Source organism: Cupriavidus sp. GW822-FHT03E04, from assembly GCF_058801495.1.
Map to the genome: position 1 here is coordinate 19119 of NZ_JBXANI010000028.1, position 22558 is coordinate 41676.

19 protein-coding genes are annotated in these 22558 nt (G+C 66.4%); 17 read left to right on the plus strand and 2 right to left on the minus strand.

Annotated elements, in window-relative coordinates; all coding sequences use genetic code 11:
- Positions 1-6 precede the first annotated feature (6 nt).
- The 17 genes from AC1RQC_RS32225 to AC1RQC_RS32305 all read left to right on the plus strand — a co-directional run bounded on the left by AC1RQC_RS32225 (position 7) and on the right by AC1RQC_RS32305 (position 19851).
- Entirely contained in the window at positions 7-1461 is a 1455-nt protein-coding gene (locus AC1RQC_RS32225) for an N-acyl-D-amino-acid deacylase family protein (protein ID WP_492372766.1), read from the plus strand.
- A gap of 135 nt (positions 1462-1596) precedes the next feature.
- Positions 1597-2823 carry a pyridoxal phosphate-dependent aminotransferase gene (locus tag AC1RQC_RS32230; protein ID WP_492827004.1) on the plus strand — a complete coding sequence of 409 codons (1227 nt, stop codon included), beginning with the start codon at positions 1597-1599 and terminating at the stop codon, positions 2821-2823.
- The gene (gene pxpB, locus AC1RQC_RS32235; protein ID WP_492372764.1) at positions 2778-3602 is read left to right on the plus strand and encodes a 5-oxoprolinase subunit PxpB; all 825 of its coding nucleotides are present in this window, start codon (positions 2778-2780) and stop codon (positions 3600-3602) included. The genes AC1RQC_RS32230 and pxpB overlap by 46 nt, the downstream gene beginning before the upstream one ends.
- Positions 3599-4603, plus strand: a complete 1005-nt coding sequence (locus AC1RQC_RS32240) for a 5-oxoprolinase subunit C family protein (protein ID WP_492885665.1) — start codon at positions 3599-3601, stop codon at positions 4601-4603. Before pxpB ends, AC1RQC_RS32240 begins: the two co-directional genes overlap by 4 nt.
- A gap of 17 nt (positions 4604-4620) precedes the next feature.
- Positions 4621-5373, plus strand: a complete 753-nt coding sequence (locus tag AC1RQC_RS32245) for a LamB/YcsF family protein (protein ID WP_492372762.1) — start codon at positions 4621-4623, stop codon at positions 5371-5373.
- Positions 5374-5464: 91 nt separating this feature from the next.
- The gene (locus AC1RQC_RS32250) at positions 5465-7060 is read left to right on the plus strand and encodes an ABC transporter substrate-binding protein (RefSeq protein WP_492885667.1); all 1596 of its coding nucleotides are present in this window, start codon (positions 5465-5467) and stop codon (positions 7058-7060) included.
- Positions 7061-7138: 78 nt separating this feature from the next.
- A complete protein-coding gene (locus AC1RQC_RS32255) occupies positions 7139-8125 on the plus strand; it encodes an ABC transporter permease (RefSeq protein ID WP_045242101.1) in 987 nt (328 codons plus the stop codon).
- A 10-nt stretch (positions 8126-8135) separates the two neighbouring features.
- Positions 8136-8972, plus strand: coding sequence for an ABC transporter permease (locus AC1RQC_RS32260; RefSeq protein WP_492885669.1), 837 nt, complete (start codon positions 8136-8138; stop codon positions 8970-8972).
- A 4-nt stretch (positions 8973-8976) separates the two neighbouring features.
- On the plus strand, positions 8977-10692 hold the full coding sequence (locus AC1RQC_RS32265; RefSeq protein ID WP_492885671.1) for an ABC transporter ATP-binding protein: 1716 nt from the start codon (positions 8977-8979) through the stop codon (positions 10690-10692).
- Positions 10689-11951 (plus strand): Zn-dependent hydrolase, encoded by a 1263-nt coding sequence (locus AC1RQC_RS32270; RefSeq protein ID WP_492885673.1) that lies wholly within the window; start codon positions 10689-10691, stop codon positions 11949-11951. The genes AC1RQC_RS32265 and AC1RQC_RS32270 overlap by 4 nt, the downstream gene beginning before the upstream one ends.
- 79 nt (positions 11952-12030) lie before the next feature.
- Positions 12031-13035, plus strand: coding sequence for a hydroxyacid dehydrogenase (locus AC1RQC_RS32275; protein ID WP_492885675.1), 1005 nt, complete (start codon positions 12031-12033; stop codon positions 13033-13035).
- A complete protein-coding gene (hutG, locus tag AC1RQC_RS32280; RefSeq protein ID WP_492885677.1) occupies positions 13032-13856 on the plus strand; it encodes an N-formylglutamate deformylase in 825 nt (274 codons plus the stop codon). The genes AC1RQC_RS32275 and hutG overlap by 4 nt, the downstream gene beginning before the upstream one ends.
- Positions 13857-13979: 123 nt before the next feature.
- Positions 13980-14936, plus strand: coding sequence for a LysR substrate-binding domain-containing protein (locus AC1RQC_RS32285; protein WP_492885679.1), 957 nt, complete (start codon positions 13980-13982; stop codon positions 14934-14936).
- 262 nt (positions 14937-15198) lie between these two features.
- Positions 15199-16185 carry an N-carbamoyl-D-amino-acid hydrolase gene (locus AC1RQC_RS32290; protein ID WP_253927682.1) on the plus strand — a complete coding sequence of 329 codons (987 nt, stop codon included), beginning with the start codon at positions 15199-15201 and terminating at the stop codon, positions 16183-16185.
- A gap of 111 nt (positions 16186-16296) precedes the next feature.
- Positions 16297-17310, plus strand: coding sequence for a threonine ammonia-lyase (locus tag AC1RQC_RS32295; protein WP_492827035.1), 1014 nt, complete (start codon positions 16297-16299; stop codon positions 17308-17310).
- Positions 17311-17391: 81 nt separating this feature from the next.
- Positions 17392-18378, plus strand: coding sequence for a Bug family tripartite tricarboxylate transporter substrate binding protein (locus AC1RQC_RS32300; RefSeq protein ID WP_253927680.1), 987 nt, complete (start codon positions 17392-17394; stop codon positions 18376-18378).
- Between the two features lie 12 nt (positions 18379-18390).
- The gene (locus tag AC1RQC_RS32305) at positions 18391-19851 is read left to right on the plus strand and encodes an N-acyl-D-amino-acid deacylase family protein (protein WP_492885681.1); all 1461 of its coding nucleotides are present in this window, start codon (positions 18391-18393) and stop codon (positions 19849-19851) included.
- A 68-nt stretch (positions 19852-19919) separates the two neighbouring features.
- On the opposite strand, the gene AC1RQC_RS32310 is transcribed toward AC1RQC_RS32305, so the two are convergent.
- Both AC1RQC_RS32310 and AC1RQC_RS32315 read right to left on the minus strand, forming a co-directional pair.
- A complete protein-coding gene (locus AC1RQC_RS32310) occupies positions 19920-20747 on the minus strand; it encodes a putative hydro-lyase (protein ID WP_492826987.1) in 828 nt (275 codons plus the stop codon).
- Positions 20748-20767: 20 nt separating this feature from the next.
- A complete protein-coding gene (locus AC1RQC_RS32315) occupies positions 20768-22111 on the minus strand; it encodes an MFS transporter (protein ID WP_492885683.1) in 1344 nt (447 codons plus the stop codon).
- Positions 22112-22558: the final 447 nt, after the last annotated feature.

The following is a 22558-nucleotide window of genomic DNA, read 5'->3' on the forward strand; positions in this document are numbered from 1 at the left end:
AACAGCATGACTTTCGACTTCTGTATCACCGGCGCATCGATCGTGGACGGCAGCGGCAGACCCGCCTTCGTTGGCGACGTGGGCGTGAAGGACGGGAAGATCGCGGCCGTTGGTGAGCTTGCCCACGCCAGCGCGGTGGAACGCATCGATGGCCGTGGCCGGGTTGCAGCGCCTGGCTTCATCGACGTCCATACGCACGACGACCGCGCCTTGCTGATGCCGGGCGCGATGACGGCGAAGCTGTCCCAGGGCGTGACAACCGTCGTCACCGGCAACTGTGGACTCAGCCTGGCGCCTGCGCGGCCGGGCACCGCCATACCGCCTCCGCTGGACCTGATCGCCACGCCGGAATGGCTACGTTTTCCTGCCTTCCGCGATTACCTCCACGCCTTGGACGCGAACGGGACCGCGGTCAACGCCGTCTGCCTTGTGGGCCACCTGACGCTGCGGGCCAGCGTCATGGACAACCTGGAACGCCCGGCCACCCCGGCCGAATGCGATGCCATGCAGCGCCTGCTGGCAGACGCGCTCGAGGCAGGTGCCTGGGGCATGTCCACCGGCACCTTCTATCCGCCCGCGCGGCTTGCCACCACCGACGAAATCGTCGCGGTAGGCGAGCCCCTGCGGGCCCATGGCGCGCTCTATGCCACCCATATGCGCAACGAAGCCGAGAAGATCATCGATGCGCTGGATGAAACCTTCGAGATAGGCAGGCGGCTTGGCGTACGCGTTCTGATCTCGCACCACAAGCTGGCGGGCATCGCCAATCACGGGCGCTCCGCCGAGACGCTGAAGCACATCGCAGCCGCGATGCAAACGCAGCCGGTATCGCTGGATTGCTACCCCTACAACGCGTCTTCCACGGTACTGCGGCCGGAGTTCGTGGCGCGCGCCGCCGCCGTGATGGTCAGCTGGTCCACGCCACATCCGGAACATGCCGGCAGGCTGCTCGCCGATATTGCGCGCGAGATGGGCTGCGGCGATGAACAAGCCGCCGCGCGCCTGGCACCCGCCGGCGCCGTCTACTTCATGATGGACGAGGGCGACGTGCGCCGCATCCTTGCCTTCCCCAAAGCCATGATCGGCTCGGACGGCATGCCGCACGACGAGCATCCCCACCCGCGCCTGTGGGGAACATTTCCCCGAGTGCTGGGCCACTACTCGCGCGAGGAGCGGCTTTTCCCGCTGGTCACGGCAATCCACAAGATGAGCGGCCTGACCGCCGGCGAGCTCGGCATCGCCGACCGCGGCCATATCGCCGTTGGCCAGGCGGCCGATCTTGTGCTGTTCGACCCGGACACGGTCGGGGATCGCGCGACCTTCGCCAAGCCGGCCACGCTATCGGCAGGTATCGAGAGCGTCTGGGTCAACGGACGGCTGGCTTTCGCAAAAGGAGAAGTGCGGGACGATCGCGCGGGACGTGTACTGACCAGGACACCATCACAACCCGTCCAAGCGTAGCAATCCGTTTGGCACGTGTATTGCTTGCACTCCATTGGCATACCAATGGCACACAAGCCTCATATCAACCACCAACGCAATGCCATGTGCGATCGATCGATCCCCATGGGCGCGTATAGGAAAGCAGCGCAAGCCATGTCTGTTCTTAGCTTAGATACCCGCCTGGCGTCCCGCCTGAGCGCCGCGCGGCCGTCGGCCACGGGGGCTGTTGCCGAAGCCGCCCGCCTCATGGTGGCGCAAGGCCGCGCAGTCATCAGCCTGGCCGAGGGGGAACTCGACTTCGATACGCCCGCGCACATACGGCAGGCTGCCGTCGCCGGCATCATGGACGGGCATACGCGCTACACAAACGTGGCAGGCACGCCCCAACTCAGGGCCGCGATCGTGCGCAAGTTCGTGCGTGACAATGCCCTGCACTACGACGAGAGCGAGGTCATTGCCGCGACGGGCGCAAAGCAGATTCTCTTCAATGCCTTGCTGGCCACCGTCAACGACGGGGACGAAGCCATTGTCGTGGCGCCCTGCTGGGTGTCCTATTCCGAGATGGTGCGCATTGCCGGAGGCACGCCAGTGGCGGTGACGCCGGCGGCCGATGCCGGCTTCAAGCTGACGCCGGACGCACTCGCCGCCGCCATCACGCCCAGGACACGCTGGCTGATGCTGAACTCACCCTGCAATCCTTCCGGATCACTCTACTCCGCCGACGAACTGCGTGGGCTGGCGGACGTGCTGCGCGCACATCCCCGCGTGCTCGTGATGTCAGACGACATCTATGAAAAGATCGTGTTCGAGGGCGAGTTCTGCTCCTTTGCGCAGGCGGCGCCGGACATGAAGGCGCGCACGCTCACCGTCAATGGCGTCTCCAAGGCTTACGCCATGACGGGGTGGCGGCTGGGCTATGCCGGCGGCCCGCGGTGGCTGGTCAAAGCGCTGGAGATGTTGCAATCCCAAAGCACTAGCAACCCCAGCTCGGTTAGCCAGGCCGCCGCCATCGCCGCGCTCGACGGGCCGCAGGATTTCCTGGAGGACTGGATGGCGCGCCTGCGCTGGCGCCGGGACCTTGCCATCGATCTGCTCGCGGGGGCGGCGCCGCTGTTGACCATGCGCACGCCGCCCGCGGCCTTCTACCTCTATGCGGATTGCAGCGGCACGCTTGGCATGCGCACGCCGGGCGGCAGCCTCATCGAAAGCGACCTGGACCTGGCGCGCTACCTGCTGGAGGAAGCGGGTGTCGCGGTCGTGCCTGGCACGGCATTCGGCCTGGCGCCGTACCTGCGGTTTGCCTATGCGGTCTCCGATGACCGTCTGCGCATGGCATGCGAGCAGATCGTCCGGGCCTGCCGCAGGCTGTCCAGGCCATGAAAGCGGCGGACATGGATGCACCGGCGCAACCCGGGAGCGTGGCGGAGCCCGGGCCTGCGCACCAGCGCCTGCGCGACGGATGGCACATCGAGCCCGCCGGCGACCGCTGCCTGTTGATCCGCCTGGGCAACCGGGTCGATGCCGAAGTCAGCCAGACAGTGCACGCAGTGACGGCATGGCTGTCCAGCCACGCCCTGCCCGGCGTCGTCGACGTGGTGCCGGCGTTCACCACGGTGGCCGTCCACTACCTGCCCGCCCAGTTGCCACGCGGCGAGGGCTCCGCCTCGCAGTCCCTGAGCGCGACCATAGACCATCTCCTGTCACAAGGCGTGCCCAGGATCGCGGGCTCCGCACGCCTGGTGGAAATTCCGGTGTGCTATGGCGGCGAGTACGGCCCCGACCTGGAAGACGTCGCGCACCAATGCAGTATCTCCACCGGCGAGGTCATCCGCCTGCATACCGCCGCGCCGCTCGTCCTCTATACGTTCTTCTTCGCGCCGGGCACCCCGTTCGCCGGACCGCTGGATCCCAGGCTGCAGGTGCCGCGCCGTGCGGTGCCGCGCACCCGTGTGCCGGCCGGGTCCGTGGCGATCGCCAACGGGATTTCCTCCATCTACCCAACTGAATCCCCCGGCGGGTGGAACCTCATCGGCCGTACGCCCTGGACCTTGTTCGACATCCGCAAGAGCCCGCCGACGCGCCTGCAGATCGGCGACCGCCTGCAATTCATGCCGATCACGCCGCGCGAGTTCGAAGCGCTGCTGGAGCCGCACCAATGAACCATATGCTGGTTGAGAAGCCCGGGGTGTTTTCCCTCCTCCAGGACACGGGGCGCAACGGCTACCAGCGCTATGGCGTACCGGTCAATGGGCCGATGGACGAGTGGGCGCACCGCGTCGCCAATACCCTGGTAGGCAATGGCGAGGAGGCCGCCACCCTTGAGTGCACGCTGAAGGGACCCAGCATCAGCTTCTCCCGCAACACCCTGATCGCCCTGAGCGGCGCGGATATGCGGGTCACCGCGGGCGGTGCACAGATACCGATGCACTGTGCCGTCGTGCTGCGCCACGGCGTACGCCTGGAGTTCGGCGAGCGCAGGTCGGGTGCCCGCTCCTATCTCGCGGTGCGGGGCGGATTCGATGCCCCGCTCGTGCTGGGCAGCCGCAGCACCTACGTGCGGGGCGGCTTCGGCGGCTTCGAAGGCCGCGCGTTGCGCCGCGGCGACCGGGTGCCGGTGGCATCGCCAAGGGGCGAAGTCCTGGAACTCGAGCGCATGATGATCCAGAGCGGCATGCCCTTCGTCGCCGCGGCGGCGCCGGACACCACACCACCGTCATCCGCCACGCCGGCGCTGCGCTTCGTGCCCGGCCCGCAGTGGCAGTCCTTCACCAGCCAGGCGCAGCACGATTTCGAATCCGCGTGTTTCCGGGTTTCAGCGCAATCCGACCGCATGGGCTACCGGCTGGAAGGTCCCGAGTTGAGATTGGCGCAGCCACTGGAAATGATCTCCGAAGTCGTGACCTTCGGCACCGTCCAGGTGCCACCGGGCGGTAGTCCCATCGTGCTGATGGCCGACCGCCAGAGCGCCGGCGGGTATCCGAAACTGGCCTATGTCGCCAGTGCCGACCTGCCGTCGCTGGCGCAGGCCCTGCCAGGCGATGCGCTGCGCTTCCAGGCCATCACCCAAGCCGAGGCAGAGGCACTCTGCCTGGAAGTCGAAGATCGCTTTGCCCGCGTCAGCGTACTGGGCGCAAAGGCGCTTGGCCTCCCCATCCCATAACGCAAAAGGAATCCATCATGCCGTTCATCGATATCAACTGCGATATGGGCGAGAGCTTCGGGCCCTGGGTCATGGGCAACGACCGCGCGATCCTGCAGCATGTCACCTCCGCCAACATTGCCTGCGGATTCCATGCCGGGGATCCGGACACGATGCTCGAGACGGTCCGTGCGGCCGCGGCCGCCGGCGTGGCGGTTGGCGCGCATCCGGGACTCCCCGATTTGCAAGGCTTCGGCCGCCGCGCCATGGCCATGATGCCAGGCGAGGTCTATGCCCTCATCGTGTATCAGGTGGGAGCCATGCTGGGCGTCACCCGCGCGGTGGGGGTCCCCCTGCACCACGTGAAGACACACGGCGCGCTCTACAACATGACCGCGCGCGACCCGGCGCTTGCCCAGGCGGTAGCGCAAGCCGTGCACGACATCGATCCCAAGCTGATGGTCTACGTCGCCAACGCCAACATGGCGAGCGCCGCCCGCGCGATGGGCCTGCGCGTGGCCTTCGAGGTCTATGCGGACCGCAGCTACCAGGACGACGGCACGCTGACCCCGCGCTCCGAGCCGCACGCGATGATCGAAGACGTGGCGGAATCGATCGCCCAGGTCAAGCGCATGGTGACCGATGGCAGCGTGATCTCGCTCGCAGGCAAGACCGTTCCCATCGCAGCCGACACGCTCTGCATCCATGGCGACCAGCCCGGCGCGGCGGTATTCGCGGCGCGTATCCGCGCCGCGCTCGATGCCGATGGCATCGGCGTGCGGCCCGTCTGACGTATTCCGCCACCGATGCAAGAAACGCTCACGAAACGCACACGCCCCGCGCCCCATTCCGACCGACCCTCCCCACACCAAGGTGATCCTCATGTCTTCCAAGCTGACTCCGCGCCCCAAGCGCATGCTCAACCTCGCGGCGTGCGCCGTTGCGCTGGCACTCGGCACGCTCGCTGGCACCGGCGCGCATGCGCAGACGCGCGGCGGCACGTTGCGCGCGATCGCGCAGCCCGAGCCACCCACGCTCATGCTCGGCCTCAATCAGCAAACGCCCACCCAATACGTGGCGGGCAAGATCTATGAAAGCCTGCTGACGTGGACGCCGGACATGAAGCCGAAGCCGGGCCTGGCCAGGTCCTGGACCATCTCGCCCGACGGCAAGGTCTACACGTTTGAGTTGCAGCCGAACGTCAAGTGGCACGATGGCAAGCCGTTCTCGGCAGACGACGTTGTGTTCTCGGTCGACAAGTTCCTGCGCACGGTGCACCCGCGCGCGCGGGTCATCATCGAGCAGTTCGTGGACACCGTGAAGGCACTCGGCCCAAACAAGGTGCAAATCACGCTGAAGGCGCCATTTGCTCCGTTTCTGAAAGCCTTCGTCAGCGACAACATGCCGATCGTGCCCAAGCACATCTATGACGGCACCGACTACGCCAAGAACCCGGCCAACCAGACGCCAATCGGGACCGGCCCGTTCAAGTTCAAGGAGTGGAAGAAAGGCGCGTACATCATCCTCACGCGCAACCCCGATTACTGGCAAGTCGGCAAGCCTTACCTGGACGAGATCGTCTTCAACGTGATTCCCGATGCAGCCTCGCGCGCGGTTGCTTTCGAGCGCGGCGACGTTCAGGTGGTGAGTGCAGGTGACGTGGACAACGTGGAGGTGAAACGTCTCAAGGCGCTGCCGGGCGTGCAATACACGACGAAGGGCTGGGAGATGTTCTCCAAGCTGGCCTATATCCAGATGAACCAGCGCAAGCCGCCTTTCGACAACGTCAAGGTGCGCCAGGCCGTGATGGAGGCCATCAACCGCAAGTTCGTCGTGAACAGCATCTTCTTCGGTCTCGGCAAGGTTGCCACAGGTCCGATTTCTTCCACCACGCCCTTCTACGATGCCAACGTGCCGGCCTACAACTTCGAACTGAAGAAAGCACGCGCGCTGATCAAGGAGTCGGGTGTCGACCCCGCGAAGATGCCGATCAAGATCCTGTCGTATCCCTACGGCGCGACCTGGGACCGGCTCGGCGAGTACACGCGTCAGAGCCTCGAACAGCTTGGCTTCAAGGTCGAGATAGAGTCGGCGGATGCGGGCACGTGGGCCAAGCGCGTCTCGGATTTCGATTTCGACCTCACCTTCAGCTTCACGTCGCAATATGGCGATCCGGCACTGGGCGTCTCGCGTCTTTACCTGGCCCGCAACATGGTCAAGGGCTCTGCATTCGTCAACAACCAGGGATACCGGAACGACGCGGTTGACGCGATGTGGGACAAGGCAGCCGCCGCGACCTCTAACGACGAGCGCCAGAAGCTGTACTCCAGCATCCAGAAGACACTCGTGGAAGAGGTGGCGAACGGGTACCTGTTCGAGATGGAGATTCCGACGCTCTACAACGCGAAGGTGCACAACCTGATCCAGACGGCGATCGGTCTTAACGACACATTCGCCGATGCCTACATCGACAAGTAAGCACCGGTGCGCGGCGATGCGCCGGGCGAGTGGCACGGCGCATCGCTCCTCCTCGTCAACCTTCTTGGAATCTATTCCGTGGATAAGGCACTGTCAGTGTTCGCGCGGCTCGGCAAGGCAGCCCTGGTCGTGCTGGGCGTCGTCGTCGTCAACTTCCTGTTGATCCGCCTGGCGCCGGGCGATCCGGCCGCCGTGCTGGCGGGCGAATCGGGGGCCTCGGACCCCACCTACGTGGCACAGCTACGGCAAGAGTTCGGCCTTGACAAGCCGGTCTATGTGCAACTGGCGAGCTACCTGAACGGCGTGGCGCACCTCGACCTGGGCTACTCATACCGTGAACGCTTGCCGGTGCTCGATATCATTCTCGACCGCCTGCCCGCCACGCTTCTGCTGATGTCGTGCGCGTTCGCCTTCGCGCTGGTGTTCGGCGTGTTGTTCGGTGTGGTGGCCTCGCGCAGCCGCTATCAGGGCACGCACCCATGGCTCGACAGCGTGCTGATGACGGGATCGCTTCTGATCTACGCCACGCCGCAGTTCTGGCTGGCACTGCTGGCCATTCTCTTCTTTTCCCTGCACCTGGGCTGGCTGCCGCCCTACGGCATGGAGACAGTCGGGGGCGCGTTGACCGGCTGGGCGCGCGTGCGCGACGTTGCGCATCACCTGGTGCTGCCTACCGCGTCGCTCGGCTGCTTCTTCATGGCGGTCTACGCGCGGCTGACGCGCGCTTCCATGCTCGAAGTGCTGGGCATGGATTTCATCAAGACGGCGCGCGCCAAGGGGGTTTCAGTGGGCGGGACCATCCGCCATCACGCGCTGCGCAATGCCTTGCTGCCGGTGGTGACTTTCGCGGGGATCCAGCTGGGGCAGATGGCCGGCGGCGCGGTGCTTACCGAAACCGTATTCGGATGGCCCGGCATCGGACGGCTGATGTTCGATGCGCTGCTCCAGCGCGACTATCAATTGCTGCTCGGTGTGTTCCTGGTGACATCGACGATGGTGGTGGTCTTCAACCTGCTCACCGATCTCGCCTACCGGCTGATCGATCCACGCATCCAGCAAGCCTGAGGAGCCTCACATGTCTTTCCTGAAACGATTCGTCGCCAACCGCGGCGCGGCCGTCGGCCTCGCGCTGCTACTGGTGGTGATCCTGACGGGCATCCTTGCCCCGACGCTCTATCAAGATCCCCCATGGATGATGGTGGCGGAGCCGCTGCTCGGCCCATTCGCCGACACCGCGTATCCGCTGGGCACCGATATGTTGGGCCGCGACATCGCGGCGGGCCTCGCCTACGGCGCGCGGGTGTCGCTGATGATCGGCGTGATCTCTACGCTGGTGGCGGTCCTGATCGGCATCGTGGTGGGTGCCCTGGCGGGCTACCACGGCGGCCGCGTGGACGACGCCCTGATGCGGGGGACGGAGTTCTTCCAGACCATTCCACAGCTGGCCATGGCACTCGTCCTGGTGGCGATCTTCAAGCCGTCGCTGTACTCGATCGTCGGGACCATCTCCATGGTGTCGTGGCCGCCGGTGGCGCGCCTGGTGCGATCCGAGTTCATGACCCTCAAGCAGCGGGAATTCGTGCAGGCCGCCATCGTGATCGGCCAGAAGCCGGCCCGGATCATTTTCACCCAGATCCTGCCCAATGCCGCCTCGCCGATCATCGTGACGGCCTCGCTGATGACCGCGACGGCCATCCTGACCGAATCGGCGCTGTCTTTCCTCGGGCTGGGCGACCGCAACCTGATGAGCTGGGGATTCATGATCGGCGCCGCGCGCACGATGCTCCGCGAAGCGCCGTGGATAAGCCTCTGGCCCGGCATTGCCATCATGCTGACGGTGCTGGCCATCAATCTGATCGGCGAGGGGCTCAACGACGCCCTCAGCCCGCAACTGCGCAAGCGAGGAGCTTAATACCGTGGCTACAGGCAATCCAGGCAATCCAGGCCAGGGCGCCGCCCTGCTCTCCATCCGCGGATTAAGCATCCCGCTTCCGGCTGGCGGCGACCGCCAGTATGCCGTGCGCGATGTGTCGTTCGACATCCGCGCCGGCGAGATCCTCTGCATCGTCGGCGAATCCGGATCGGGGAAATCGATGAGTGCCAACGCCATCATGGGCTTGCTGCCCACCTATCTGCGTCCGCAGCAGGGGCAGATCCTGCTGCACGGCGAGGATCTGCTCGGCATGGACGAGGCGGCGCTGCGCGGCATGCGCGGCAAGGACATGGCGATGATCTTCCAGGAGCCGCTGTCGGCGCTCAACCCGCTGCAGCCGGTGGGCGCGCAGATCGCCGAGGTCATGCGCGTCCATGCGGCCTATCCGGGTCCGGCACGCGAGGCCCGTGTACTAGAACTGCTCGACTTCGTCGGCTTGCCGGATCCGGCAGGGTTGTTTCATGCCTGGCCGTTCAGCCTTTCGGGTGGCCAGCGCCAGCGCGTGATGATCGCGATGGCGCTGGCGCTGGAGCCGGCGCTGCTGATCGCCGACGAGCCCACCACGGCGCTGGACGTCACCACGCAGGCGCAGATCCTCGCGCTGATCGCCCGCATCCAGCGCGAGAAAGGCATGGGTGTCATGTTCGTGACGCACGATTTTGGCGTCGTGGCCGAAATCGCGGATCGTGTCGTCGTAATGGAGAAGGGCCAGCTGGTCGAGGAGGGTACGGCCGACCAGGTGCTGAACCGGCCCCGCCATCCCTACACGCAGCGGCTGATCGCCAGCGTGCCGTCACACCGGCCGGGCGATCGCGAGCACGATGACCCGGCTGACGCAGCGAACGGATATCCAGTGCTGCGCGTCGATGCGTTGCGCAAGACCTATGTTAGTTCGGGCGGGCTGTTCAAACGCAAGCGCGTGGTCGAAGCCGTCAAGGACGTGAGCTTCTCGGTCGGCGCCGGCAAGACGCTGGGAATCGTCGGCGAGTCGGGTTCAGGCAAGTCGACGATCGGCAAATGCCTGCTCAAGCTGACCGGAACCGACGGCGGTGGGATGTATTTTGATGGGCGCGACATCGCCCCGTTGAGCGAGCGGGAGTTCCGGCCGTTACGCCGCCATATCCAGATGATCTTCCAAGACCCGTTCGCCTCGCTCAATCCGCGCCATACGGTCGGGCGCATCCTCTGCGATGGCCCGCTTGCGTGTGGCGTGTCCCGGGAACAGGCACTGGCGAGGGCGCGCGAGCTGTTGCAGCTCGTCGAGCTCGATGCCTCGGCATTCGACCGCTATCCGAGCCAGTTCTCCGGCGGCCAGCGCCAGCGCATCGGCATCGCGCGGGCGTTGGCGATGGAGCCGCGGCTGATCGTGGCCGACGAATCGGTATCTGCGCTCGATGTCTCCGTGCAGGCGCAGGTGCTGCGGCTGCTTCGCGCCGTGCAACAGCGCCTCGGCATCGCGCTGGTCTTCATCACCCACGATCTGCGTGTGGCGGCGCAGATTTGCGACGCGGTGCTGGTCATGCACCGGGGCAGCGTGGTCGAACAGGGCAGCCCTGCCCAGATCTTCGAGACACCCCAGCATGCCTACACGCGCCAGCTCATCGACGCGATGCCGGGGCGTGACTGGGATCCGTCACTTGCCAGGCAGACGGCCACGCAAGCCGAGGTGCAGGCAGACACGATGGCAACCATCCTATGACCATCGCCGAACCGGATTTCACCCTCGCCACCAAGCTGTTCGACCGCTTGCGCGAACAGAGTTTTGACGGCGTCGGCGTCACGCGAGACAGCTACGGCGCGGGCGAGCAGCGGGCGCACCGGCTTGTCGCCGACGCCGCCCGCGCGCTCGAACTGCAGGTGGCGACCGATGCGGCGCTCAATCTCTATCTGACATTGCCGGGCACGGATCGCGGTGCTGCAGCGGTCATGACGGGTTCGCATCTCGACTCGGTACCGCGCGGTGGTAATTTCGACGGCGCCGCCGGGGTCGTCGCCGGTCTCGCCGTGCTGGCTGGCTGGCGCAAGGCGGGCTTTGTGCCGCGTCGCGACGTCACCGTAGCCGCAATCCGCGCCGAGGAGAGCGCTTGGTTTCCGGTGTCCTATGCCGGCAGCAAGGCCGCCTTCGGACTACTGGAGCCGCAGGCGCTTGACAGCGTGCGTGCCGACACCGGGCGCAGCCTGGCCGACCATCTGCGTGAAGCCGGCGGACGGCCGGACGACGTCCGCGCGGGCCTGGCGTATCTGTGCGCCGACCGCATCGATTGTTTTGTCGAACTTCATATCGAGCAGGGACCGGTGCTGCTGGAGGCGGGCGACGTCGTGGGCATCGTCACCGGCATCTGCGGCAGCCAGCGCTACCGGCATGCCCGCGTGCAGGGCGCCTATGCGCATTCCGGCGCGACGCCGCGCAGCCACCGGCAAGACGCCGTGGTCGCGACCGCGGCGCTGATCCACGCGCTGCAACAGGACTGGATCGCACTCGAGGCGCAAGGGCATGAACTCACGCTGACGTTCGGCCGCTGCATGACGGACCCGGATCAGGCCGACTTCAGCAAGGTCGCCGGCCTGGTCGAATTCAGTATCGACATGCGTTCCCGCAGCCGCGCCACGCTCGACCTGATGGATGCGCGGGTACACGCTGCCGCGGCAGGCATTGGCACGCAGCACCACGTGCAAGTCGATCTCGGTGCCGCGTCGTCCAGTGCCGCGGCACAGATGGATCCGTCGCTCCAGCACGCCCTGCTCTGCTCCGCGAGCCAGGGCGGCGTACGCGCGCGGGCCATGCCCAGCGGCGCGGGACATGACGCGGCACTGTTCGCCGCCCAGGGCATACCCGCTGCGATGATCTTCGTGCGCAATGCCCATGGCAGCCACAACCCCGACGAGTCGATGGACCTCGCCGACTTCGCCGTCGCCACGCGGCTGCTGGCCGGCACGTTAGCAGCGCGTGCAGGCTAGGATGCCTGCAGCACGACCGGCAGCACAACCCGCATCGCACTTCAAAACACAGCCCATGCCTGATTCCCATGAAACGCCCATGCCAGTCTGCCTGATTACCCAGCCCATCCACCCGATCGGTGCGGAGCGCCTGCGCGCCGCGGGCTTCGAAGTGCGCCCGGGCCAAGCCGGTGACGAAGCCGCTCGCATCCGTGAAGTCGCCGGCGCCGACGCTGTGATCGTGCGCGAAGGTCTGACCGCCGCGATGATCGATGCCGCACCGCGGCTCGCGGTCATCAGCAATCATGGCACTGGCACCGACAAGATCGCGGTCGCCCATGCGCATGAGCTGGGCATCCCGGTGGTGTCCACGCCCGACGCCAATATCGGCGCCGTGGCCGAACACACGCTGATGCTGATGCTCGCGGTCGCGCGCCGGGCGCCGCTGGCCGACGCAGCCACGCGGCAGTCAGACTGGCGCTACCGATACGCGGCACCGATGCTCTCGCTCCGTGGCAAGACCCTCGGCGTGATCGGCTTCGGCCGCACGGGGCGCCTGGTCTGCGACATGGCGCGCGCGGGACTCGGCATGCGCGTGCTGGTGTGGTCGCCCAGCGCGCCGACGTGCGAGGTCGAAGCGCACGGCGCGACGCGGGTATCGGCGCTGCCCGAGCTGCTGGCGGCCTCCGACGTTGTCTCCCTGCACCGTCCGCTGCGTGCCGACACGCGCCACACGCTCGATGCGAAGGCGCTGCGCAACATGAAGCCACGCGCCATCGTCATCAATACATCGCGCGGCGGGCTGATCGACGAAGCCGCGCTGGCCGCGGCGCTAAAGGAAGGCAGGCTCTTCGGCGCCGGACTGGACGTCTTCGCGCAGGAGCCGCTCTGCGCGGCGTCCCCGCTGGCCGGGCTCGACAACGTCGTGCTGAGCCCGCACCTTGCCGGCTCCACCGAGGAGGCGCTACATGCCACGGCACTCCAATGCGCCGAACAGATCATCGACGTGTTCGCGGGGCGGCAACCGAAACACCTTCTCGACGCGCGCGTGTGGTTGCGCAGGCGCGTTCCCGTTATCACGCCATCCAAGGAAGTCCAGTCATGAATCCCCCCGTTTGCAAGCTGACGCAGGGCACCATTCCCCTGGTAGTCTCGATTCCGCACGGCGGCGAGCTGTTGCCCGACGCGTTCGCCGCGCAAATGCAAGACGTGGCGCGCGTGCGTGCCGATACCGACTGGCATCTGGGGCGTCTCTACGCGTTCGCGACAACGCTGGGCGCCTCCGTCGTGGCAGCCAACTACTCGCGCTACGTGATCGACGTGAACCGCCCCGCCAACGGCGAAAGCCTCTATCCGGGCCAGAACACCACGGCGCTTTGCCCACGCGACACATTCCTGGGCGAGCCGCTGTATCCCGATCCCGAGGCTCCGTCCTCCGCCGAGATCGCCGACCGTATCCGCGATTACTGGAATCCGTATCACAGCACGCTGGCCGCCGAGATCGCGCGCCTGCGCCAAGTGCACGGGCACGTGCTGTTGTGGGAAGCGCACTCGATCGCCAGCGTGCTGCCCCGCCTGTTCGCGGGCCGCTTGCCAGATCTGAACATCGGCACCAACAGCGGTGCCAGTTGCGCGCCGGCGCTGCGCGAGGCCGTCATCGCCGCCGCGTCGGCCAGTCCCTTCTCGTGGGTCGCCGACGATCGTTTCAGAGGCGGGCATATCACGCGGCACTACGGCCAGCCGCAGCGGGGGGTGCACGCGGTGCAACTCGAAATGGCGCAGGCCATCTACATGGATGAAGCGGCACCGTTCGGCTACCGTGAAGACCTGGCCGCGAAGCTGTGGCCAACACTGCGCGACATGGTAGGGGGAGCGCTCGCGGCAATGGCAACGCTGCGGCCCGTCGCGGCCGACGCACAGGCTTGAATCAGGCTTGACACCTCGCTCGCGCCCGACGGTCGGCGTGGATCCGCCGCCCGATGGCGCGCTTCTTGCGTCGTCACGGGCCCCTCTTGCCGTTACCGCGCTTGTGCCTTGGCGCCACCTTGTATGTCAGCCGTTAGCAGGCCTCCCGCCATACCCCTGAACCTTCGCCAGATCGAAGTCTTCCACGCGATCATGGTCACCGGCTCGCTGAGCGAGGCCGGGCGCATGCTGTGCGTGTCACAGCCGGCAATCAGCCGGGTGCTGGCAACCGCGGAAAGCCGCCTGCGGTTCCTGCTGTTCGAACGGGTCAAGGGACGGCTGCAGCCCACGCCGGAGGCGCGCCGGCTGTTCGAGGAAGTCGAGGTCATCCTCAAGGGCGTCGCCCAGTTCAATGCGGTGGCCAGCAGCCTGGGCGAACAGAACCAAGGCAAGTTGTCGATTGTCTCTAGTCCGAGCTACAGCGAATGGCTGATGCCGCGCGCCATCCAGCGCTTCCGGCTGCGGCATCCCGCCGTCCGTGTCCACTACCGGCCCATGCCGTTCGACGCCTTGCTGCCGTTCGTGGTGCAGGGGCACGCAGACCTCTGCATTGCATCGATGGCGCCGCCCGACGGCGCGAATCTCCGGACCCGGGAAATCGGCGAGGGGCGGATCCTGTGCGCGCTGCCCAAGGGACACGCGCTAGCGGCGCTGGACGTTGTGACAACCAGCAACTTGCGCGGCCAGACCTTCATCGGCTATGGCGCAGACACCCCTTTCGGCCAGCTCTCCTCGCATTTCCTGTCGTCGGGCCGGGGGCCACTCACGCCGGACATCGAGATTCGCTCGACACCCGAAGCCATGGCGCTGGTGCGCCAGGGTGTCGGGGTGGCCTTGGTGGAGTCGTTCGGATACACAGCATCCGCATCGGACGACGTCGTGCTCAAGCCGATCAGCCCGGCGCTCAGTCACAAGATCTACCTGATCCATTCGCGGCAGAGCCCGATGTCGACCCTTGCCAAAGGCTTTCTTGCCACGCTCGTGCACCTGCTGGACGCCGCACCGCGTGGGGATGCGCAGCGCCCGCCGATGTTCGCCTGAGCGGCGGTTGGCGGCGCGGTGGCGCGATTGCCACAGACCACCACCGCGCCCCATCACATATTGCCCAGGACCCATAACGAGGGGCTATGAGGCGGCTGCGAACCGGGGCTGCTCCCGAGGCATTTGTTCCTTTCAAATCAATGCGTTGGGCTTGCGAGACGGCGCCAATGCGCGCACTGCCGGCGCGCGGGGCGCCGCATTTCAAGGGCGGTATCGCGTCCCTATACTCGACACCACCCCATCGCACCAGAGGCTCCAGTACATGTCCAGCATCATCACCGTCGCCGCCGCCCAGCTCGGGCCCATCCAGAAGTCCGAAGGACGCGAGATCGCGGTCGCGCGGATGGTCCAACTGCTCGAACGTGCCTATCGGCGCGGTGCACAGGTCGTCGTGTTCCCCGAACTCGCGCTGACCACGTTCTTTCCACGCTGGTACCACGAGGACCTCGACGAGGCCGACCGTTGGTTCGAGGCAGCGCTGCCCTCGCCGGAGACTGCGCCACTGTTCGAGGCAATCCGCCGCTTTGGCCTGACGGTTTATCTGGGCTACGCCGAGATCGCTTATGAACCCGATGAAGCCGGTGTCATGCGTAAGCGCCGGTTCAACACCTCGGTGATCATCGCACCGTCGGGCGAGGTGATCCTCAAGTACCGGAAAGTCCATCTGCCCGGCCACGCAGAGTACGCGCCGGCGCGCAAGGTACAGCACCTCGAGAAGCGCTATTTCGAAGTCGGCAATCTCGGCTTCCCGGTGGTCCGGGCGCCGGTCGGCGAGGCCGAGGGCGTGAACATGGGCATGATGATCTGCAACGACCGCCGCTGGCCAGAGGCCTGGCGCGTGCTCGGGCTGCAGCAGGTCGAGCTCGTCATGCTGGGCTACAACACGCCAAGCATGAACATGGAGAATCGCGGCTTCGAGGCTCATCACCTGCGCGTGTTCCACTCCCAGCTGTCGATTCAGGCGGGCTGCTATCAGAACGCGTGTTTCGCGGTTGCCGTCGCGAAGGCCGGGACCGAGGACGGCCACGAAATGTTCGGCCATTCGATCATCGTCAATCCCCAAGGCGAAATCATGGCGCAGGCCACCAGCTGGGACGACGAGCTCATCGTGGCCGACTGCAACCTGGACCTGTGCAAACTGGGCCGGTCTACCGTCTTCAACTTCGGTTTGCATCGCCGCGTCGAGGCGTATTCACGCATCACGGACCAGGTCGGTAGCGTGGCTCCGCCGACCTGGCCGGCGCGCTGATCCCGTTTCCTGTCTTTCTTCGACCACCCACGGGCCTTCTCCATGCAGCCAACCGAAACCCTGGATGTCCATCCGGCACGACCACGACCCGCGCACGCGATCCAGCACGAGATGCTGGGTGACATGCGCGTCCCCGATTTCACCGACGTCGAGCTGGCGGCCCTGGACATCGCGCCCCATGTCGTTCGCACGCCGTTGCTGCGTTCGGCGGCACTCGACGCCATTGCCGGCGCGCCGGTCTGGCTCAAGGCCGAGAACCTGCAGGTCACGGGCTCGTTCAAGGCACGCGGCGCCTTCAATGCCCTGCTGTCGCTGCGCGGCGACCAGCGCGCGAAAGGCGTGATCGCCTATTCCACCGGCAATCACGGGCAGGCGATCGCCTGGGCCGCGCGCCAGCTCGGTGTGGCGGCGACCATCGTGATGCCGATCGATGCGCCACGCAACAAGGTCGAGCGCGCGCTGGCCCAGGGTGCGCGCGTCGTTCACTACGACCGCCTCCATGAGAGCCGCGAGGCGATCGGGATGCGGCTGCTCGGCGAAACCGGCGGCACGCTGATTCCGCCGGGCGACCATCCTGCGGTGCTTGCCGCCCAGGGCACGGTGGCCCTCGAGGCGTTGCAGGACCTGCCCGAGGCCGCGCTCGACAACCTCGGCCTGTTCGCCGCGCCCTGCGGCGGCGGCGGGTTGATGGCCGGTTGCGGCCTGGTTGTCGACGCATTGAATCCAGGCACGCGGCTGATCGCGGCCGAGCCCGCCGGTTTCGACGACACGGTGCGCTCGCTGCGCAGCGGCCTCAGGGAAATCAATGCGGCGGGCGCCACAACGCTCTGCGACGCGTTGCAGGCCACCACGCCAGCCGAACTACCCTTCGAGATCAACAAGCGCTTTCTCGACGGCGCGGTGGCGGTCACGGATGCGCAGGTCCGCGCCGCCATTCGCTTCGCGCTCGAGGAGCTTCGGTTGCTGGTCGAGCCCGGCGGAGCCGTCGCGCTGGCGGCCTTGCTCGCCGGCGTGATCGATCTCGAAGGCCGCGACGGCGTCATCGTCCTGTCCGGCGGCAACATCGATCTGCCCTTGCTTCAAACGATGCTGCAGCCCACTGCAGCCGCCGTGCACGGTACCTGAGACAGCCGTGTCACCGGCCCTGCGCGCATTGGCGCGAGCCGGCCTTGATGCCAACTTGCCTACCACGAAAGGAATACCACCATGTCTCTCCTCCGCCATTTCGACCGGCTACTCAGGCGAATGTCGCTGACGGCCGCCGCCATGCTGCTCACGGCGAACGCCTTCGCAGCCTATCCCGAGCGCCCCATCACGCTGATTGTCCCATTCAATGCAGGTACGACGCCCGACATCGTCTCGCGCTTGCTGGCCGATGCGGTCGGCCATGATATCGGGCAGCAGATCGTGGTCCTCAACCGCGTGGGCGCGTCCGGCATCATCGGCACGCAGGCTGTGATCAACGCGCCGGCCGACGGCTACACCATCGGCTTCGCGAACGCCGGCACATTGGCCATCAACCAGTCCCTGTACAAGAAGCTGCCCTACGACGCCGACAAGCAACTGGCGCCCGTAGCCCTGACCGGATTCGTGCAGAACGTGCTGGCCGTGCGCAAGGACCTCGGCGTGAAATCGGTCTCCGAACTGATCACGCTGGCCAGGAGCGCGCCGGGCAAGCTCTCCGTCGGCTCGGGCGGCAACGGCACCACGGGCCATCTGAGCGCCGAGATGTTCAAGGCGATGGCGGGTGTGTCCATTACACATATTCCATACAAGGGCGGTCCCGAAGCGGATCTGGCGCTGATGCGCGGCGAAGTGGATCTGGTCTTCGAGAACATTACGTCGATCTCGCCATATCTGAAGAACGGCAGCGTCGTGCCGCTCGCCGTCACCGGTGCACGCCGCGACAGCCGCCTGCCGAAGCTGCCGACCATGGCGGAGACGGGGTTGAAGGATTACCAGGCGGTGGCATGGACCGGCTACGTCGCGCCCGCCGCGACCGACCCGCAGATCCTCGACTTTCTCAACAAGGCCTTCAACAAGGCGGCCAACTCGGACGCCATGAAAGCGCGGCTGGCCGACATGGCGTACGAGGTCACCACGGGGCCGCGCGGCGCGTTCTTCGATCTTGCCCGCAAGGAGCGGCCGGTCTGGGCCGCAGTGATCAAGAGTTCCGGCGCGGCAATCGACTGAGGCGCAAGGAACATGGCGCAATTCGACATACTGATTCGCGGCGGCACGGTGATTGACGGCACCGGCGCACCGCGCAGGCTCGCCGACATCGGGGTCGACGGATCGCGTATCACGGCACTGGGCGCGCTGGCGTCCGACTCCGCGGCGGTGGTGATCGATGCGCGGGACCGCATCGTCGCCCCCGGCTTCATCGACTCGCATACGCACGACGACCGCTATCTGACGCTCGATCCACTGATGCCGGCCAAGCTCAGCCAGGGCGTTACCACGGTCGTGACGGGCAATTGCGGGATCAGCCTGGCGCCCTGGCGTGCGCCTCCGGGACAGACCGTTCCGCCGCCGCTTGACCTGCTCGGCGCCGACCCGGCCCTCTTTCGTTACCCCGCGTTCGGCGACTATCTCGCCGAGCTGGCGCAGCATCCCGCTGCCGTCAACGCGGCCTGCCTGGTCGGCCATACGACGCTGCGGGCCGCGGTGATGGACCGGCTGGACCGGGCGGCGACGGACGCAGAGATCGCGGCGATGCAGGCATTGCTGCGCGGCGCCATGGAGAGCGGTGCCATCGGGCTCTCGACCGGGGCCGCCTATCCTGCCGCGATGTCCGCCACGACTGGCGAAATGGCCGCCGTGGCGGCGGTCATGCGCGGCTACGGCGGTGTCTACGCCAGCCATATCCGCGATGAGGGCGATCGGATCCACGAGGCGCTTGACGAAGCGTTCGAGGTCGGCGCGGCGGGCGGCGCGCCAGTCGTGGTCTCGCATCACAAGCTGATCGGCCCAAAGAACCACGGACGCTCGGTCGACACGCTGAGGCACATTGCTAACGCGGCGCAGCGTCAGCCGATCGGACTCGACTGCTATCCATATAACGCTGGTTCCACAATTTTGCGAAAGGACCGGCTCGCGGTGTCGAGCCGCGTCATCGTAACGCGCTCGGTACCGCATCCCGAGTTCGCCGGACAGGACCTCGACGTCATTGCGGCGACGATGGGCCTCTCGCCCGAGGACGCCGTCGACGCGTTGCAGCCGGCAGGCGCGATCTACTTCCTGATGGACGAGCAGGACGTGCAGCGCATCCTCGCCTATCCCGAAACCATGATAGGCTCCGACGGGTTGCCCCACGACGCCGCGCCGCATCCGCGTCTCTGGGGCACGTTTGCGCGCGTGCTGGGGCACTACTGCCGGGACCTCGGCCTTTTCCCGCTCGAGCAGGCCGTGCACAAGATGACGGGCTTGACGGCCCGCTACTTCAGGCTACCGGGGCGCGGGATACTGTCACCCGGGAATTTCGCGGACATCACCATCTTCGATGCCGCCAGCGTGGCCGATATGGCGACTTTCGCGCACCCTGTCGCGCCCGCGAGGGGCATCGAGACGGTGATCGTCAATGGCGCCATCGCGTGGAGCAGCGGCGAGAGCACCGGCGCCCGCGCCGGGGCGGTGATCCGCCGCAACGATACCGCCCGAGCTTAGCGCACGCATTTGCGTGCGGTTCCCGCTAGCTCCAGTGCCATCCTTCGTGACACCTCATCTCCCTGCGCTCAGAGTAACCTCAACCCATCGGCAGGCACGTCGCACACCAGCATGTGCCCCGGCGCATGGGTGATGCACAGCGGCGGACGCGCCATCATGGCCGCCGCCTGCGGCGTCACCCCACACCCCCAGAACACCGGAATCTCCCCGGCCAGGATCGCGGTCGGCTCGCCTTCGTCCGGGCGGCCGATGTCCGCGATGCCGATCGCGGCGGGGTCGCCCATATGAACCGGCGCCCCGTGCGCCCCCGGCAAGCGGGCGCACACGGCCGAGGCGATGGCCGCCTCTTCCGGCGTGTAAGGCCGCATCGACACCACCATCGGCCCATGGAAGGCGCCGACGCGCGTGGTCTGGATGCTGGTGCGGTACATCGGCACGATCTTGCCTTCGTCCACGTGCCGCACGCGCAAGCCAGCGCGTTCCAGCGCGTCCTCGAACGACAGCGAGCAGCCCAGCACAAAGCCCACGAAATCGTCCTGCCAGAGCGTGCTGATATCGTCGCGCTCCTCCACCAGTTCGCCATGGCGCCACACGCGGTAGCGCGGCACGTCGGTGCGCAGGTCGATATCGCCGCCGAGCATCGGCACCGCCGGGCTGCCCGCTTCGGTCATGCCGATCAGCGGGCATGGCACCGGGTTGGCCCGGCAGTACCCGAGGAAATCCCCGGCCCAGGCCTTGGGCAGGATCATCAGGTTGCCCTGCCCATGGCCGGGCGCCATGCCGCTGGTATTGCCGTTGTACCGGCCGCTGCGGATGCCGGCACGGGCGCCAGCCGGCGTGGCGGCCCAGCCGGGGGCAAGCCCGGCCGCGGCGTGGATGCTTCTTTCCATCTCCATGCTCCGGTTGCGCTCCGTCATCAGTCGAGGGCCTGGCGGGCGGTTTCCTTCACGCCCAGCAGGGCCAGCAGGCTGACTGCCGCGCCCCCCATGAGCAGGTAGGCCGGGCTGAGCAGGTTGCTGGTGCTGCCGATCAGCGCGGTGGCCACATACGGCGTGAGCCCGCCGCCGAGGATGGCGCCGATGTTGAAGCTGAACGCCATGCCGGTGTAGCGCACGCGGGTCGGGAACTGCTCGGCATAGGTCGGGTAGCCGACGGACTGCACGATGGGCATGGGCAGCGCCACCACCATCATGGCGAGAAAGGCCAGGCCGATGCTGTGGTTGTCCATCAGCATCATCATCGGCAATACCAGCACCATATAGGCGCAAAAGCCGATGGCAAGCACCTTGCGCCGGCCGAGCCGGTCGGACAGCCCGCCCCACAGCGGCATCAGCATGGCCATGGTCAGGCTGACGAACGCCATGATCCAGTACACCGTTGCCTTGTCGTACTTGAGATAGGTGGTCATGTAGATGTTCATGAACACCAGCCCCACCCAGTAGCCCACGTTCTGGCCGAAGGACAGCAGCACCACCTTGACCACGGCGGGCATGTGCTCGGTGAAGACTTCCTTGAGCGGCGCCTTGGGCGGCTCGCTGTGTTCCTGGAACTGCTTGAAGGCCACGGACTCTTCCACGCGCTTGCGCACCATCGACGAGATCACCACCATCGGGATCGCCATCAGGAACGGAATGCGCCAGCCCCACGCCTGCATCTGCGCAGGCTCCAGCAAGCCGGTGGTGATGCCGCACACGGTCGCAGCCAGCGCGCCGCCCACGGCCACGCCCACCGGCGTGAAGGCACCATAGAAGCCGCGCTTGCCCTTGGGCGCGGACTCGGCCACATAGGCGGCCGCGCCGGTGACTTCGCCGCCGGCGAAGAAGCCCTGCGCCAGGCGAATCGCCAGCAGCAGCAGCGGCGCGACGATGCCCGCGCTGGCAGCCACCGGCAGCAGGCCGATGATGCCGGTGGCGATGCCCATGCCGATCACGGTGACCAGTAGCACGGCACGGCGGCCAACGCGGTCGCCCAGGCGCCCAAGCACGATGCCGCCGATCGGGCGCATCAGGAAGGCGCTGCCGAACACGGCCAGGATGGCCAGCAGCGAAGCCGTGGCGCTGTCGCTAGGGAAGAACAGCGGGCCGATGGTAGAGGCCATATAGCCGTACACGCCGAACTCGTAATACTCGATGGCGGTACCGGCGGCGGCGGCCATGGCGGCTTTGCGGGCGACGGCATTGCCGGTTGCCGGCGCCGTGGCAGGGGTGGATGCCGGCGCCACGTCGGGCATCGGCAGGGATGAGGTGGGGGCGTTGGACATATTGTCAGTTTCCAGGATGCAACGGGGTAGAAAATCCAGTCCAGGCGTGGTGAAACGCCTGGATGAACCAGCGCTGAAGCACGAATACCTGCCGCGATGGCCGTCCTGTGCCTGAAACTTCCTGGCGCACAGGGCGGGCTCGCGTCTTGTTTTTATTTCCGGAGAGCTAACCACCTGCCGGGAATCGCGGGCCTTTAAATGCCGCCGGGATTCATGCTTCATCGATTACACCGGATACTTTGCAACAAGCATGCCAGCGGCTATTTCGTTAAAAACACGGAATTCCGGGCGTTACGATTCCTGACTAAAAAAAGCCATCTGACTCGGGGATTCAATGCGCCCCGCCGCACCACAACAATGAACCTTTCGTCCCGCCTGGGGCATGGAACGCACCGAAACCGGTATCGTTCACAGCCAGCTGGTGATTAATCTCCCAACCCACGGGAT

What these genes read in the sequence shown, in the direction of transcription:
- AC1RQC_RS32250 (WP_492885667.1), top strand. Translation starts at nt 5,465, where the DNA reads ATGTCTTCCAAGCTGACTCCGCGCCCCAAGCGCATGCTCAACCTCGCG.
- AC1RQC_RS32295 (WP_492827035.1), top strand. Translation starts at nt 16,297, where the DNA reads ATGCTGGGTGACATGCGCGTCCCCGATTTCACCGACGTCGAGCTGGCG.
- hutG (WP_492885677.1), top strand. Translation starts at nt 13,032, where the DNA reads ATGAATCCCCCCGTTTGCAAGCTGACGCAGGGCACCATTCCCCTGGTA.
- AC1RQC_RS32285 (WP_492885679.1), top strand. Translation starts at nt 13,980, where the DNA reads ATGTCAGCCGTTAGCAGGCCTCCCGCCATACCCCTGAACCTTCGCCAG.
- AC1RQC_RS32275 (WP_492885675.1), top strand. Translation starts at nt 12,031, where the DNA reads ATGCCAGTCTGCCTGATTACCCAGCCCATCCACCCGATCGGTGCGGAG.
- AC1RQC_RS32290 (WP_253927682.1), top strand. Translation starts at nt 15,199, where the DNA reads ATGTCCAGCATCATCACCGTCGCCGCCGCCCAGCTCGGGCCCATCCAG.
- AC1RQC_RS32225 (WP_492372766.1), top strand. Translation starts at nt 7, where the DNA reads ATGACTTTCGACTTCTGTATCACCGGCGCATCGATCGTGGACGGCAGC.
- AC1RQC_RS32260 (WP_492885669.1), top strand. Translation starts at nt 8,136, where the DNA reads ATGTCTTTCCTGAAACGATTCGTCGCCAACCGCGGCGCGGCCGTCGGC.
- AC1RQC_RS32300 (WP_253927680.1), top strand. Translation starts at nt 17,392, where the DNA reads ATGTCTCTCCTCCGCCATTTCGACCGGCTACTCAGGCGAATGTCGCTG.
- AC1RQC_RS32310 (WP_492826987.1), bottom strand. Translation starts at nt 20,747, where the DNA reads ATGGAGATGGAAAGAAGCATCCACGCCGCGGCCGGGCTTGCCCCCGGC.
- AC1RQC_RS32230 (WP_492827004.1), top strand. Translation starts at nt 1,597, where the DNA reads ATGTCTGTTCTTAGCTTAGATACCCGCCTGGCGTCCCGCCTGAGCGCC.
- AC1RQC_RS32270 (WP_492885673.1), top strand. Translation starts at nt 10,689, where the DNA reads ATGACCATCGCCGAACCGGATTTCACCCTCGCCACCAAGCTGTTCGAC.
- AC1RQC_RS32240 (WP_492885665.1), top strand. Translation starts at nt 3,599, where the DNA reads ATGAACCATATGCTGGTTGAGAAGCCCGGGGTGTTTTCCCTCCTCCAG.
- pxpB (WP_492372764.1), top strand. Translation starts at nt 2,778, where the DNA reads ATGCGAGCAGATCGTCCGGGCCTGCCGCAGGCTGTCCAGGCCATGAAA.
- AC1RQC_RS32245 (WP_492372762.1), top strand. Translation starts at nt 4,621, where the DNA reads ATGCCGTTCATCGATATCAACTGCGATATGGGCGAGAGCTTCGGGCCC.
- AC1RQC_RS32305 (WP_492885681.1), top strand. Translation starts at nt 18,391, where the DNA reads ATGGCGCAATTCGACATACTGATTCGCGGCGGCACGGTGATTGACGGC.
- AC1RQC_RS32315 (WP_492885683.1), bottom strand. Translation starts at nt 22,111, where the DNA reads ATGTCCAACGCCCCCACCTCATCCCTGCCGATGCCCGACGTGGCGCCG.